A 15,382-nucleotide genomic window follows, 5' to 3' on the forward strand; every position below is an offset into this window, starting at 1 on the left:
GGTAAAATTTTTAGGGAGAAGGAGAAAAAATGGAATTTTATGGTTATCACAGGCCCGATGGCAGGGTTGGCTCAAGGAATTACACGGCAATTATCCCGTCGGTTGGTTGCGTTAATAATCTATGCGCTCACTTGGAACGGTTGATTCGAGGCACAAAAGCGATCCGGCATGATCAGGGTTGTCTGCACCCTCCCGCTGATACTGAACAGGTAACCAGAACGCTCATAAATCTTGGCAAGAATCCGAATGTGGGGGGTGCTCTCGTTGTGGGTCTTGGTTGTGAAATGGTTGAGGCTGAAAAGATCTATGAAAGCATCAAAGAAACAGGCAAACCGGTAGATATGGTCGTCGTTCATGAGATCGGCGGCATGATAGATACTTTGGCCAAAGGTGCCCATGCACTGGTGAACATCGTTGCCGAAGTCAGCGGGGTGCAAAGAGAAAAGGCAGGCTTGGATAAATTGGTTTTTGGAACCAAATGTGGTTCTTCAGATACCACCTCAGGTTTATCCTCAAACTTGGTTACCGGTGAAGTGTGCCGGTTGATGACCCAAAACGGCGGTAAATTCATTCAGGGTGAAATTTGCGATATCATGGGCGGAGAATATGCCCTGAAAAAGTTAAGCGTTGATCAACAGCAGGGTGAGGAAATCGTCGATTATGTCCGTGATCTCTATATGCGGGGTTATTATGTCGGTGCAGACACCAGAGGGTGCCAGATGACTGCGGGAAATGTTGCGGGCGGTTTGACGACCCTGGTGGAAAAAGCTTTGGGTGCAAATGCCAAGGGGGGCAAGGTTGCAATCCAAGGAACCCTTGATTATGCTGAAATACCCCCTGATAAGCCAGGCAGATACATTATGAACTTCCCTGGGCACGGTTTCGAGAATCTTACCGGGTCGGCTGCAGGTGGTGCTGTTGTGCATCTGTTTACTACCGGCAGGGGCGCTCCAAACGGTAATCCGATTATGCCTACGGTAAAGGTTTGCGGTAATAGCAAAACCAACAAAACCATGTTAGAACATATCGACGTAGATGTTGCATCGGTAATTGAGGAGACGGAAAGTATCGAAACTGCGGGTGAGAGATTATACGAGTTTGCCGTGGCTGTGGCTAATGGCAAATTGACCAAATGCGAAATCCTCAATTTTGAAGGCATGGAGATTCTTATCAAGGGCCCGGTGATGTAACTCAACGGAGGAAATAAAAATGACAAAATATGCAAAAAAAATGGCGGAGCAGGATAACGTGGTGACTGTCGTGGCAGACTGTGTTGCCGGCGATGAAGTGACTGTGAAATTCCAAGGAAAGGGAACAAACTATACGTGCAATCAGGATATTCCCTTTGGACATAAAATTGCCGCTGTGGATATGGCAAAAGGAATCAAAATCATTAAATATGGTGAGGTTATCGGCAGCGCATCGCTGGATATCAAAAAAGGTGACTGGGTGCATATCCACAACGTAAATGATGATTATAAATGTCTCGATACAGACGGCAATCCCTTGCCTGGTCAGGGTGATTAATGGGGCAGATTATGCATCCTGTCTACCTTTGCTATGTCAGTGACCGGTTTTAGTGAAAACTGTTTCTGCGACCACTCTTGGGCAAAATAATTTTCTTCCGGCAGCCAATACTTCTTTTGGGGCTAAGAGGTAAAAAATTGCGACTGGGCAGAGTCTGGTTTTGAGTCCGGTTTTAGTGGAAACTACCGGATATTAGGGGCTGAAAACAGCAAAATGGGAAGTCATAGTGACTTCCCATTTTGCGTTCTAACTAACTGAATTTATAAGAATTTTTTGGAGCGGGGTACGGGATTCGAACCCGCGACTTTCAGCTTGGGAAGCTGACACTCTACCAGCTGAGTTAACCCCGCAGCTAGCAACTGATGAGGCCCTTTTCATACCGGTAAAACCGACAGATTGTCAATGATTTTTTGGCCCCCTTTTGCCAGCGTTGCAAAAATATGCTATAGCTTCTTTTTAATCGTTCAGTAACGGATATCCCAGCGCATTCATGCGACGATCATTGCTGCCGGATGGATGCACTTAGGGTGCAGATGGGTATGCCTTGATATTTCCGTGACAATCCCCATCTTCGGTCACTTGTTCGGCAAATTGCCATTTTTTGCTGAAAACATATACTAATCTAGGGTGCAATCATGATTGACTATACAATGTTTACCGCCGAATATCTGACTACCAGTTTCCCCCTTTTTTTCACCATTGCCCGCCAGACCTTTGATCTGGGTCAGGTGCGGGATCGACTGGCACTGCTGGTGACCCAGCTGGAGAACGACGCCTACCACGGAGCATCTTCTGGTAATAACAGCTCCCGGGTATGCGTCCGTGATTGTGCCAGGGTCATGCGTGGCATGCTGCGCAAACGTACCGACAGGCTGGCGGGTTTCAGCATTGCCAGGGTTATCAGTGATCTTGCCAAGGGGAAACCGCGTCCTGACTTGCAAACGGCGTTTTTTGCCGATTTTTATCATGTGCTTGCAGGACTCCACGGTTTGGGGCCAAACCATGTGCTGATGGATATTCCACTTGAGGTTGACGATCTCCAGGGGCGGGAGGCGGCCGTTGCCCGTTCCCAGCAATTGGACAGCCTTTGGGAGGAAGTGGAACAGCGGCTGGCGCGCTATGTCTGCGGTCTGGAACCGAAGGTTGTCAAACAGCGGCAGGAGCGGCGGGATGTGATCCTGGCAGGTTTGGCGGGGACTTTATCGCAGTGGCAGGACTGGCGCTGGCAGTTGCGGCACGTTGTTCAAGGTGCCGATCAGCTGGCTGATCTGATTACTCTTGATGGCCGTGAGAAAGCCGCCGTGAGCCGGGCTCGCCAACTGAAAGTTCCTTTTGGCATCACGCCCCACTACCTCTCGCTGATGGATGCTCAGACAAAAGGGTTGGATCGGTCAATTCGGGCCCAGGTGCTGCCGCCCGCTGACTATGTGGAAAAAATCTCAATCTCCCGTTCTGGTGGTGACCTGGACTTCATGCGGGAAGAAGATACCTCGCCCATTGACCTGATAACCCGGCGCTATCCGGCAATTTGCATCTTCAAGCCCTATAATACGTGTCCCCAAATCTGTGTTTATTGTCAGCGGAATTGGGAAATCGATGATGCCATGGCACCGGGAGCTTTGGCGGCGGAAGAGCAGATTGATGCCGCAGTCGACTGGCTTCGAGCCCATCCGGCGATTCGTGAAGTGCTGGTGACCGGCGGCGACCCCCTGGCTCTTGATGATGGTATGCTGGAATCGATTCTGAGCCGCATTGCTGCTATCCCGACGGTAGACCGGCTGCGAATCGGCACCAGAACGCTGGTGACCATGCCCATGAGGATAACGGCGGAATTGGCCCGGATGCTTGGTTCATTCAGGAAGCTTGGCCGGCGGGAAGTGGCCGTGGTAACCCATGTCCAGCATGTCTATGAGTTGACTCCCGAGGTCGCTGCGGCCGTCAATAACCTGCGGCTGGCCGGGATTCCGGTCTATAACCAGCTGGTCTATACGTTCTATACTTCACGGCGTTTTGAAGCGGTGGCCTTGCGGCGTCAGCTGCGGCTCATCGGCATCGACCCTTACTATACCTTCAATACCAAGGGTAAGGAGGAAACCTTTGCCTACAGGGTTCCCATCGCCCGGTTGCTGCAGGAGCAGAAAGAGGAAGCTCGGTTGTTGCCCGGCCTTGGGCGAACCGATGAGGCTGTCTACAATGTGCCGGGGCTGGGGAAAAACTACCTGCGAGCCCAGCAGCAGCGTGACCTGCTTTCCATCCTTCCCGATGGGACCAGGGTGTACGAATTCTATCCCTGGGAACTGAACATTTCCCAGGTCAGCCAGACCTATGTCGGCCATGATGTGCCGATTCTGGACTATCTTGAAAGGCTGGAGAAGATTGGTGAGTCGGCTGCGGACTACTGGTCCATCTGGAACTATTACTAGCTGAGGGTGCTGACCGGCAGGGAAAGGGTAAAGGTGGTGCCGTGTCCCGGCCGGCTGGTGGCAAAGATGGTCCCCTGGTGTTGTTCGATGATCCGGTGGGTAATGGAGAGGCCGAGGCCGGTCCCCTGGCTCTTGGTGGTGAAAAACGGGTCAAAAATGGCATCGAGGTTTTTGTCGTCAATGCCGGGGCCGCTGTCGCTGATCTCCACCACCAGCTGGTCGGGGGCCGGGGCGCAATAGATCGGCTCCTGGATGGGTGACTCCTGCCACATGGTTTTGATCTGCAGGCTGCCGCCGGCGTTCATGGCATCCAGTGCATTGATGATAATGTTCAGAAAAACCTGCTGCAGCAGGGCCTTGTCTCCTTGAATCTTTGGCTGGGTGTTTCCGTGGACCACTTCCAGGCTGATATTTTTCTTGTTCAGCTGATTGGAAACCAGAAACAGGGCGCTGTCGATAATATCCTCAATTCTCAAGGCTTCAAGCTTCGGCGTGTTGGGGCGGGCGAACTGGAGCAGATTCTTGACAAAGTCATCCAGCCTGACAACCTGTCTGAATACCTCGTTGAAAATTTCGTGGCTGGGGTTCTCCTGGCTGAACTGCTTGCTGAGAATCTGCAGGGCGCCGGCAATGCCCGCCAACGGGTTTCTGATTTCGTGGGCAATGCCTGACGCCAGCTCACCCAGGGATGCCAGCCGATCCATCCGTGCCAGATGGGCTTCCATCTTCTTCCGTTGGGTGATGTCCAGAAAAATGCAGCTTAAGCCGGCCGTCTTGCCATTTTTGTCGGTGATTGTCGAAAAGCATACTTCGGTGGGCAGCGGATCATCATTTTTGCGGATCATTTCAAATTCAGACAGGTAGCCGGTCCGTGGATCAATGCACTGGCCGCCGCCGGCAAAAATCGTTTTTATCTCCTCCTCGCCGGCGCTGAACAGGGTATGGATCGGTGCACCAATCAGCTCCTGTTCACTGAATCCCAGCAGGTTGATGGCCGCCTTGTTGACCTGGGTGATCTGCAGGCTGTTGTCGGCGGTGACCAGGCCGCTGCGCAGGCACTGAAAAATGCTTTCGTAAAAGCTTTTCAGTTCTTCAATTTCTTCCAGGTGATGGCCAAGTTCCCGGTTCTGTTTGGCTATCCGCTGCAGCATCTCGTGATGTCTGACCGCCCGTCCGATTGCCGTAGCCGAATGGGCAACGATGGCAGAGGCAATCCGTGCGTCATCATAGCTTACCGCCGACTTGGCCGTCGGCTTGTCGGCCAGGACATAGCCGTAGAAGTTTTGATTGTCAAAAATGGGGATGATGAGGAAGGAACGGGCATTGCCGATCAGTGATTCAACCGTCTGGTCGTTATTATGGTAGGTGAGCACTGAGTAGTGCCTGAATTGCCCCTGCTCACTGATAGCGGCATTCTTGCTGGCGGCGTCGATATCCTTGAAGCAGAGGTTGATGTGGCGGCGCCGGTTCTCCCCCTGCCGGTTGGGATAATCATCCTTGAAGATGCCGCACTTTACCGCGGCATCTTTAGGGGGCTGTTCGCCGCTCTTGCTGGGTGATTTCAGGACATTGAGCGGTTCCCGGTCGGCATAGGCCCGTTTCAGCAGACCGTTGACCTTGCTGAAAGGAATGCTGATATCGCTGATCTGCTCAAAACCATAGAAAACCCGGCTTTCCAGGTTTTTTTCCTGCTGGTCAAAATAGAGCACCACCAGCCGCTCAAGGGCAGTGGCCTCAATGACATCCTCGACGATATGGTTCAGCAGGGTATCAACCGTATCGGAACGGGCCATCTTGGTGATGCTGCGATAGAGATGGCGAAGATCAATGACCCGTTGTTGAATGACCGGATCCCCAGATGAATGCTCCATGGTTTTTTTCCGTATAAAAGGCTCCCTGGCGGCTGCCGGAAAACTCCGACGGCCGCCAGGAAACATTGTTCAGCGATTCAAGTCATGGGCTGTGTTGTGACACTGGCCGCATTGGGGAAATTTACTGAGAATGCCGGCTGAATGAGGTGTGCCGTGGCAGTCCTGGCAGGCCGGTATTGTTTTATGGTTGGTCTTATGACACTGGGCACAGGGCAGGTCACGGTGTTTGGCGGCGCTGGCAGTCAGCAGGTTCAAGGCTTCATCATGACAAGCGCCGCATTGCTTCGAGGCGATGTCATCGGCGTAGACCACCACCAGCGGCTTATGGGCCTGGTGGCAGAGACCGCAATCGGCCTGCACCATGTCAGTAGCATGGGGTTCATGGCAGCTGACGCAATCGGGGATCTGCCCGTGCTCGTTGTGGCAGGCCGTACAGGCCATGGTGGAGTGAAAACTTTTGAAACCCTGCAGTTTCTCATTCTGTTCCGTGTGACAGGTGAGGCAGGGAGCGGTCATATCCTTGGTCAGTGTCAGCACCAGCGGCGCATGGGGGTTGGTATGGCAGCCCAGACAGTTTTCCAGTTGAAAATGGGGGGTGTCACTGTGGCAGGCATTGCAGGCGGGGATGATCTCCCTGACCGTCGGCGGATGCCCTTCATGACACTCCATACAGGTAACCGCGGTCTTGTGGGCGCCACCCTGGGCGGCCACATCCATGGGGGCTTCCGTATGGCATTTAATGCAGTCATCATTGCTCAACTGGTCGTTTGCCGCAAAAGCCGCCGACGGTGCAGCAGCGCTGCAGGCCAGCCAAAGACAGACGGCAATCATGGTTGCTGTTAATCCTGAAATCCTCTTCATCGTATCCTCCCTTTGATGGTCTGTATGCCCCGCAGAGATGCCGTCTGCGGGACAAAGATAGTCCAGTGTGCAATGATTGTGCCCACCCCCGTTGCTTCACAGTAATAACCTAATATCATTAACAAACTGTAATGTTAAGATGTTTTATGGCTAAAATGATAGTGGGTTATATACCCCTTTGTCTGGGTCGGATGCCCAATAGATGCTTTTCCTCCCGCTGTCTGCCATCATCAACCGGTAGACAAAATAAAGGAATCCGGTTGCCGGGGTCTTGTGCCTGACCTCGACTCTCCAGGCGCCGTCCAGGATTTTCAAAACATTGCTTACGGACCCGTTTTTATTGTTTTTACATCGCTTCCGAGGGTTGCCTGCGTTCTATCCCTTTCGCTCGGTGGCAGATTTGCCGGTGGTATTCTGGTGTTGTTGAGTGTGCCGATGGATGAAGCGTGTGGTTGAAGAACATTGCCCGGGCTCTGCTGTGCATGATTATTGCTTGGAGCAGAAAGCAGACAGGAAATAATGTTTTCAGGTTGATTTTAGCTCAGTCAAGCTGGTAGGTAGTATCCTAAGGAGTGCAAGGTTGCAGATTCTGGCTGGAACGGGGAATGAAGATCATATTCATTGGGAGTGCTGCATGAGTCAAAAACGGATTCTGGTCGTTGATGATGAACATCTGATCCGCTGGTCGTTGTCGCAGATGCTGGCCGAGGGCGGGTATCTGGTGGAAACGGCTGAAGATGGCCATGAGGCTGACATCAAGCTGCGGCAGTTCAAACCCCACATGGTGCTGCTGGATATCTGCCTGCCGGATGCCAATGGCATGGATCTGCTGAAAAAATTCAAAGCGGTTGATGAAGATCTGCTGATCATCATGATTACCGCCTACTCCCATGCTGATTCGGCCGTCAATGCATTGAAGCTGGGTGCCGAGGACTATATCGGCAAGCCGTTCAACCTGGAAAGTGTTCAGCACTGCATTGATCAGGTATTTGAAAAATGGCGTCTCAAAGAGGAGAATGCCTTCTACCGGCAGGTCCTGCAGAAAAAATTTGAAACAGACAATCTGGTTGGCAACTGTCCGAAAATGATCGAAGTGTTCAAAATGATCAAGGTTGCCGCCGATGCCGATGACAAGACGGTCCTGGTCCTCGGGCCAAGTGGTACCGGCAAGGAGCTGGTGGCCCGGGGCATCCATATGCACAGCAGCCGTGCTGAGCAGCCGTTTATCGAGGTCAACTGCGCAGCCATTCCTGAAACCCTGCTGGAAAATGAATTGTTCGGCCATGAACGGGGTGCCTATACGGATGCTTCCCGGAAGCAGAAGGGGATGTTCGAGCTGGCCCAGCGGGGAACGGTGTTTCTTGATGAGATTGGCGATATGCCCATCGGCATGCAGGCAAAAATTCTGAAAGTGATAGAGGACAAGCGCTACCGTCGCCTGGGCGGTGAGGATGAGGTGGCCATTGATGCCCGGATTATTGCCGCCACCAACCAGAACCTGCAGAAACTGGTGAAAGAGGGGAAGTTCAGGGCCGACCTTTTTTATCGCCTGGATGTGATGACCATTTCGCTGCCGACCCTGCGTGAGCGCAAGATGGATATTCCCCAGCTTGTTGCCTATTTCATTGAACGGTTCAACGACGAGTATGGCCGCCAGGTGGAGGATGTTGATGCGCGGGCCATGGACTACCTGATGAACTACAGCTGGCCCGGCAATGTCCGGGAGCTCAGGAATACCATTGAGCGGGCGATGATGTTGGAAGAAGGAAGAACCCTGGGGCTTGATCACCTCTGTGCCGAGGTGGTTCGGCACCATGAAGGCCGTGATGGGGAGGATTGTCGAACGCCGGCCGGCAGCCGGCGCTTCTCCCCGGATCAGCTGGAACTGCCGGCTGAAGGGATCTCGCTGGAAGAGGTGGAAAAACGGCTCATCCAGCTGGCTTTGGAACGCTGGGACGGCAACCAGACCAAGGCGGCTGAGTGCCTGCGCATGAGTCGGGATACCCTGCGCTACCGGATTAAAAAGTTCAACTTTGGTAAAGCTGAAAAACAGGGGCGGGATGATAATGGGAACTGAACAGCGTTGTGTTCTGGTGGTGCTGTTGGTGATTGTACTGGGCTGTATAGTGTCGGCAGGCGAGGGGTGGGCCGGTTGCATCACCACCGAATGTCACCAGACTCTGGGTCAAATGACCCTTGCCCATGCGCCGGTGGCCGAAGGGGAGTGTCTTGCCTGCCATCGACAGCAAAAATCCGAGCATCCGCTCAAGGGGGAAAAATCCTTCGGTTTGACCGCTGACGGTGCCGCCCTTTGTTTTTCCTGCCATGAACGGTTCCCGGCCGGCACAACGGCCCATGCGCCGGTGGCCGAGGGGAACTGCCTCAGCTGCCACAACCCCCACGGCGACCTGGGCGAAGCCCGCTTGGTGGTGAAGGATGGCCAGCAGGCATTGTGTTTCCAGTGTCATGATGCGGCCATGGTTGGAGAGCAGTTTGTCCATGGTCCCGCTGGGGCCGGGGCCTGCAGCCAGTGCCACAACCCCCATGGTGCGGATCAGCCGGCCTTGTTGCGCCAGGAATCGCGGCAGTTGTGTCTGTCCTGTCACCAGGAGCTGGCCGCCGGCGAGCGGCAGGCAGCCGTTCTCCATCAGCCGTTCGCCAAAAAGCCCTGCACCGCCTGCCATGGCGCCCATGGTGCTGCCAACCCGGGTCTGCTGACCGAGAAGTATCCTGACTTGTGCTTTACCTGCCATCGGCAGGTTGGCAAAATCTATCAGCAGGCCAGGGTGAAGCACACCGCCCTCTACAAGGATGACCGCTGCGGCAACTGTCATGCGGCTCATTTCTCCAAGGTTTCCGGGCTGCTGCAGGAGCGTGAGCAGGATCTCTGCCTGCGCTGCCACGGGGTGGACGATACGAAACGATCCAAACCTCTGAAAAATATCGCCAAGGAACTCCAGGATAAAAAGGTTCTTCATGGGCCCGTGGCGGACGGCCGCTGCGCCGCCTGTCACCAGCCCCATGGTTCCGATTATTTCCGCCTCTTAAGCGCCGCCTACCCGGAATCCTTTTATGCCCCCTACCGGGACAGCGACTATGATTTCTGCCTCTCCTGCCATGAAAAAAACCTCCTCCGTTTTGCCGATACCACCATTTATACCAGCTTTCGTAATGGCAAACAGAATCTCCACTACCTTCATGTGGCCAACCGCCGCAAAGGGCGGACCTGCCGTGCCTGCCACCAGGCCCATGCAAGCAATGGCGAGAAATTGATCAATCAGGAAGGGGCAGCTTTCGGTGACTGGCGGATTCCCCTGCGCTTGGCCCTGACCCCCACCGGCGGCAGCTGTGCCCCCGGCTGCCACAGCCGCAAGGCCTATGACCGCCAGCAGCCGGTTGATTATGGCAGCAAAGAGGTCCAATAGGATTATAGCAGTTCTTATCTTTGCCCCATTACCCAGCCAAGGTTAGCGTGGTTGTCTCTTTACTCTTTTCTCGCCGCTCGCTTCTCATGATCTCCCTGTATTTGATCAGCCCAGTCTCTATTTGGTAAAAGATGTGTTGGGTATTTACCCCAGTCCTTGATGGTGGTGTGGGGTAGATGCCCAATAGTCATATCGGTCTTTCTTGGTCTACGTCTTGGCAAATTCAGCCCCTCTCCTTCGTATTTTTGTGCATCTGTTTGAATTGTTAATAGTTTTTAATAATATTTGACAATAACAGTAGGCGTTGAGTGCTTTGGCACGTATTGTGCAAAGTTTCATTTTGTAAGAGCCAAGTGACCCTCTTTTGGGGAAGGGAGTCGCAGCAGGAAAGAGGAATTTTTTTAAAGTTCGTAAGAAGAAGGCCAATGTAAGGGAGAAAAGGTTTAACTTTTTATAATGGATGGAAGTAAAGGAGAGGAACAATGAAGAAATTAATGATGGCGTTAAGCATTATGGCTTTGGTGCTGGTTGCGGTGCCGGCGTTTGCCCTTCCCGGTGATGGAATAGTGGGTTCCCCGCACGATATGAATGTTGTTTCAAACCCTGATGGTCAGGGACGGGTGTGCGCTTTCTGTCATACGCCACACCATGCTTTGGATGATGCAAATGCCGATTATCTGCCGCTGTGGTCCCATACGATGACTACACAGACTTTTACTCCCTATGACAGCGTTACTTTGGATGCTGCGGTTACTGATGTTCTGGCGGGTCCTTCCCGCCTGTGCATGAGCTGCCACGACGGGGCCATTGCCGTTGATCAGCATTATGCCATTGTCGGTACGGACTACCGGACCGGTGATTCCTGGGGCAATATCGCTGTTGGCCAAAATGGCGACCTGACCAACGACCATCCCATCGGTTTTGACTATACCGCAGTCGCCGCGGTGGACGATGAGATCAGGCCTGAAACAACCGCGACTACCAATCCGGCCATTCCCACTATTGCCGACCTGCTGCTGGATGGTCAGATCATGACCTGCTCCTCCTGTCATGATGTCCATAATACTGATAATAATGATGTGGATTTCCTGATCAATCTGCAAGCCGGTTCCGCTATCTGTCTGACCTGCCATGATAAATAGGGTTCAGGAGTTGTGAACAGTGCCGGATGTACATGTTAATCAGGGCAGCCGCCGGTGAACCGGCGGCTGCCTTTTTTTGACTTGCGCTGCCGGTGGTCAGGGTGCTATCGTCAATTAAAGCAATCTGAAAGGCGAAGATTGATTTGGAAGGGTGCGAGGCAGGATCATGCAGAAGGTAAAGCAGAAAACGGGCAGGATCGGGTGGACATTCCTTGTTATGCTGCTGGTTGTGGGTAGTTTGTGGGGTTGTGCCGGTCCCCAGGTGGTTGAGGACCACGGTCCGGTTTTCTTTCCGCCGCCGCCGAATCCGCCACGGCTGCAGTATCTTACCAGCATCTCCTCCTCCCGCGATGTTGACCAGAAGAAGAGCAGCGGCTTTGCCCTGCTGGCGGTGGGTGATGTCCAAGCTGATCAGGTGAAGCCGGTCGCTAAACCTTATGGTCTGGCGGTTTTTGGTACGAAGCTTTATGTTTGTGATACCGGGTCGGCGCGGGTCATCGTCATTGATTTTGCCGCCAAAACCTTCGAATATCTCAAAGGGGACTACAGCTTTGGCAAGCTGAAAAAGCCCATCAATCTGGCCGTCGACCGGGAAGGGACGCTTTATGTTGCCGATACGGCCCGTCAGGAGATCCTCGTCTATGGCCCCAGCGGTAATTTTTTGCGGACCATCGGTCGGGAACAGGAGTTGAGACCGGTTGATCTTGCTGTTGATGGTGACTTTCTTTATGTCACTGATGTCAAAAAGCATCAGGTGATGATTTATGACCGGTTGACCGGCACATTCCTCCAGGGAGTGGGGAACCATCCTGAAACACCTTCGGAAAGTTTGTCCATGCCTTTGGGGTTGGCCGTCGACAGCAAGGGCAGCCTGTTCCTCTCCAACATGGGGCACGGACGGATGATCAATCTTGACCGCGACGGCCATTTTCTTGGCTCATTCGGTAAAATGGGAGATGGCTTTGGTCAGTTTGCCCGGCCCAAAGGGGTGGCTATCGATGACCGGGACCGCATCTATGTGGTTGATGCCGGCCACCAGAATGTTCAGATTTTCAACCATGAAGGACGTTTGTTGATGTTCTTCGGTGATCCGGGATTGCCTCTTGGTTCCATGAACCTGCCGGCCGGCATCGCCGTCACCAGTGAAATGATTGACTTTTTTCAGCCGTATGTTGATCCTTCATTTCGCGTTGAACAGCTGATTTTTGTCACCAACCAGTTTGGTGACCACAAGATTACCGTTTATGCCCTTGGTGAACTGAAATAGTACTTATGGTTAGCGAGGGGACAGCCGCAGTGCTGTCCCCTTTTGTTTTTTTAACCCACATGTTCCGTGAATGGAATGGCTGGCATGCCTGGGAAACAATGGTCGATTCTGGTGCTGGGGAGCATCGCTCTGGTGTTGCTGCTTCTTGCTGGTTGCGATCCCACAACCCGCCATAAGGTTCTGACTACCATTTTTGACGGGGTTCCCAGTCCGCTGCCGCCAGAGCAGGTGCTGGAAGACTATTACCGGCAGCGGCTGGCGGCGGAGGCGGAGCAGGCTGCCCAGACAAATGCCGGTGTGGCAGTTGGTGGCCTGGCGATCGGTTCCCGTCATCGGCCCTATACGGAAAAGAAATGTACCGACTGCCATGATTTCAGCAGTGCCGTCGGCCTGGTTCGTCCTCCTCGTGAATTGTGTGTCATGTGCCACCGTGATTTTGTGCTTCAGGGAAAAGGGCTTCATGTTCATGGGCCGGTGGCCATCGGCGACTGTTCTGCCTGCCACCTGCCCCATACCTCTGTCCATGGCTCCCTGCTGGAGCAAGATAAAACCGACATTTGCAGCAAGTGCCACCAGGAACAGCGGCTGGCGGCTCTTATGCATGATCGGGTCGTGACCCGTGGGATGGCCTGCACCGACTGCCATGATCCCCATTATGGCGCCGCCCGGTATTTCCTCAAGTAGGGCCCGGTAATGTGGCGTCTGAGCGGGGTACTGATCGGTATTGTTCTCTGTGGACTGCTTGTTCATGTCACCCCGGTTGCCGCCCGGCCAAGGGTATTGTTGATGGTTCGGGACTTCCATAATTGGCTCGATTTCTCCTATGAGTATGACGCCCGGGAAAGCACCGGTGGTCGAGGTGAGGACCTGCAGGAGCGGGATCACCGGCTGGAGGAAGTCTACCATTTCGATATGGCCTATGCCGTCTATCATCCCCGGCTGGTGAACGGCCGCCTGGGCATTGACCTCGGCCTGAATGAAAATTGGTATGACGGCGGCAACGGCGAGTCGGAGAGTGATGTGGGCACGCTGCTGGAATATGACCTGACGGGAACCTTTTTTGACCGTCGGCCCTGTCCGATAAGTTTTTTTTCCCGGTCTGCAAGACGATCTATCCAGCGCCGTTTTGCCGGTAACTATGATTTGGATACGGTCAATCATGGTCTTTCCCTGACATGGCGCAATCAGCAGCTGCCCATCAGCCTGGGTTTTCGCCGCTACAGCAGTGAAACCGATGGCCTGGAGCTTGACCGGCAGCAGACCAGCGACACGGTGACCGCCTCGGCTTCCCATTTTTATGGTGACCTGAGCCGTACGGAGTTCAGTTTATATCATGCTGACGATGAAACGGATTATGGTGTTTTTGGCCGGACTGAGGATAATCGAACAACCGAGTACAATTTGACCAATGCCCTCACCTGGGGCGATCATAATCGGCCCAGTACTCTCTCCTCTGCTTATCTCTACCGCAATGAAAACGGAACCAACGATTCCTCATCGTCTGACTGGCGGGAGTTGCTGCGGCTGCAGCTGGGCAAGGCTTTGCGCTGGACCCTTGACTATGACCAGCGCCGGAATGAGTATGAGGATGTAGAACGGCGGGAGGAGACTGTTGGCAGCCGGTTGGAGCACCAGCTATATGACAGTCTTTCTACCCGCCTTTCCTATGAAGAGCGGACCCTTGAGATTGACGACGGCTCGGAAGATGAGTGGGAAGGCGGCATCGGCTTCTCCTATCAGAAACAACTGCCGGCGGCAAGCCACCTTGCCCTTGGCTATGATTTTACCTACGGCGAAACCGATCGCCGCGGGACCGCCGATGACCGGTTTGTCATCGGCGAACCACTGATCATGGAGCTCCTGGGGCCTAATGACTTGGTTTTTGCCGATGTGGTTGCTGGCAGCATCACCGTGCTTTCCGCCGATCGCCTAGTTACCTATGTGGAGGGTGTTGATTACACGATTACCCAGATGGGCCGACAGACGGAACTGCTGCTTACCGCCGGCAGCCTCATCAGCCCAGGGGACCAGGTTGTGGTTGATTACCGCTATCGGGTTGATCCCGGCATCTCTTTTGCCACCACCACCAACCAGGCATTTGCTTCCTTGTCGCTTTTTTCCCGTCGTTACCGTCTCTATGCCAGCTTCTACAATCTTGACCAGGAGCTGCTTTCAGCCAATTCTGGCAGCGGTGACCCCATGCTGCTCAGCGCGGTGACCAGTACTATGCTGGGAATGGAGGCTGTGAGGGGTTACCATACCTGTGGTTTGGAGATTGCCGATTATGACTCAACTACCGATGCCAGGCAGTATGTCCAGGGGGTCTGGCGCTATGCCCGCTATTTCCGGATCCATTACCTGATGCTGATGGTCCGTGACCGTTATACCCGCTATGAGGCGATGGCTGAGGATGTTGGTGGTGATGACGGGGAAAATGTTCTGGACGCCGGTTTTGCCTACCGGCGGCGCCTGCCCTATGGCGCCATGGCCGGGTTCAGCGTTAATTATCTCAACCAGCGTGGCCGGGATAATGACCGTGACGAGCTGGATATTGATTGTTCCTACAAGCTGCGGGTCGGCCGTTTGGAGCTGGAGCTGCAGGCCACCCAGCAGTGGGAGTGGCAGGCCAGCCGCCGCGACCGGGACGACCGGGTAATGCTGACGTTCCGCCGCTATCTCTAAGGGCTTTGTAAACAGTCCATGTAAGAAGCTGTCAGGTTTCAGGTTTGTGGTCATTCTCGCCTGCCATCCCTGGCCGGCTCCGAGGTGTCCGCCGCGAATCACCATCCGGGTGATTCGTCCGGCGGCCAAAACCGCTTAAAACCTGAAACCTGACAGCGTATTTCCCCCGGCTCATGTGCCATAG

Annotated in this window: 11 protein-coding genes and 1 tRNA gene; 9 read left to right on the plus strand and 3 right to left on the minus strand. The window is 53.8% G+C overall.

Going from position 1 to position 15,382, the window contains the following annotated elements; translation table 11 throughout:
• The first annotated feature begins 29 nt into the window (after positions 1-29).
• Positions 30-1,190 carry a UxaA family hydrolase gene (locus JXO50_05210; protein MBN2332490.1) on the plus strand — a complete coding sequence of 387 codons (1,161 nt, stop codon included), beginning with the start codon at positions 30-32 and terminating at the stop codon, positions 1,188-1,190.
• A gap of 19 nt (positions 1,191-1,209) precedes the next feature.
• Positions 1,210-1,527 (plus strand): UxaA family hydrolase, encoded by a 318-nt coding sequence (locus JXO50_05215; GenBank protein MBN2332491.1) that lies wholly within the window; start codon positions 1,210-1,212, stop codon positions 1,525-1,527.
• Positions 1,528-1,801: 274 nt separating this feature from the next.
• Here the strand turns inward: JXO50_05215 and JXO50_05220 are convergent.
• Positions 1,802-1,877: transfer RNA gene (locus tag JXO50_05220), tRNA-Gly, on the minus strand.
• Between the two features lie 288 nt (positions 1,878-2,165).
• Here JXO50_05220 and JXO50_05225 point away from each other — a divergent pair.
• Entirely contained in the window at positions 2,166-3,950 is a 1,785-nt protein-coding gene (locus JXO50_05225) for a KamA family radical SAM protein (GenBank protein ID MBN2332492.1), read from the plus strand.
• On the opposite strand, the gene JXO50_05230 is transcribed toward JXO50_05225, so the two are convergent.
• The gene (locus JXO50_05230) at positions 3,947-5,821 is read right to left on the minus strand and encodes a PAS domain-containing protein (protein ID MBN2332493.1); all 1,875 of its coding nucleotides are present in this window, start codon (positions 5,819-5,821) and stop codon (positions 3,947-3,949) included. The genes JXO50_05225 and JXO50_05230 overlap by 4 nt on opposite strands.
• A gap of 69 nt (positions 5,822-5,890) precedes the next feature.
• Positions 5,891-6,682 carry a cytochrome C gene (locus JXO50_05235; protein MBN2332494.1) on the minus strand — a complete coding sequence of 264 codons (792 nt, stop codon included), beginning with the start codon at positions 6,680-6,682 and terminating at the stop codon, positions 5,891-5,893.
• Between the two features lie 634 nt (positions 6,683-7,316).
• Here JXO50_05235 and JXO50_05240 point away from each other — a divergent pair.
• The 6 genes from JXO50_05240 to JXO50_05265 all read left to right on the plus strand — a co-directional run bounded on the left by JXO50_05240 (position 7,317) and on the right by JXO50_05265 (position 15,198).
• Positions 7,317-8,759, plus strand: coding sequence for a sigma-54-dependent Fis family transcriptional regulator (locus JXO50_05240; protein MBN2332495.1), 1,443 nt, complete (start codon positions 7,317-7,319; stop codon positions 8,757-8,759).
• Positions 8,749-10,107, plus strand: coding sequence for a cytochrome C (locus JXO50_05245; protein ID MBN2332496.1), 1,359 nt, complete (start codon positions 8,749-8,751; stop codon positions 10,105-10,107). The genes JXO50_05240 and JXO50_05245 overlap by 11 nt, the downstream gene beginning before the upstream one ends.
• A 482-nt stretch (positions 10,108-10,589) precedes the next feature.
• The gene (locus tag JXO50_05250; GenBank protein ID MBN2332497.1) at positions 10,590-11,249 is read left to right on the plus strand and encodes a cytochrome c3 family protein; all 660 of its coding nucleotides are present in this window, start codon (positions 10,590-10,592) and stop codon (positions 11,247-11,249) included.
• A gap of 166 nt (positions 11,250-11,415) precedes the next feature.
• Positions 11,416-12,516: a hypothetical protein gene (locus JXO50_05255; GenBank protein MBN2332498.1), complete on the plus strand. Its 1,101-nt coding sequence runs from the start codon at positions 11,416-11,418 to the stop codon at positions 12,514-12,516.
• Positions 12,517-12,591: 75 nt separating this feature from the next.
• Positions 12,592-13,200 (plus strand): cytochrome C, encoded by a 609-nt coding sequence (locus JXO50_05260; GenBank protein MBN2332499.1) that lies wholly within the window; start codon positions 12,592-12,594, stop codon positions 13,198-13,200.
• A 9-nt stretch (positions 13,201-13,209) separates the two neighbouring features.
• Positions 13,210-15,198, plus strand: coding sequence for a hypothetical protein (locus tag JXO50_05265; GenBank protein ID MBN2332500.1), 1,989 nt, complete (start codon positions 13,210-13,212; stop codon positions 15,196-15,198).
• Positions 15,199-15,382 lie beyond the last annotated feature (184 nt).

It is taken from the genome of Candidatus Anaeroferrophillus wilburensis (assembly GCA_016934315.1).
GTDB lineage: Bacteria > Desulfobacterota > Anaeroferrophillalia > Anaeroferrophillales > Anaeroferrophillaceae > Anaeroferrophillus > Anaeroferrophillus wilburensis.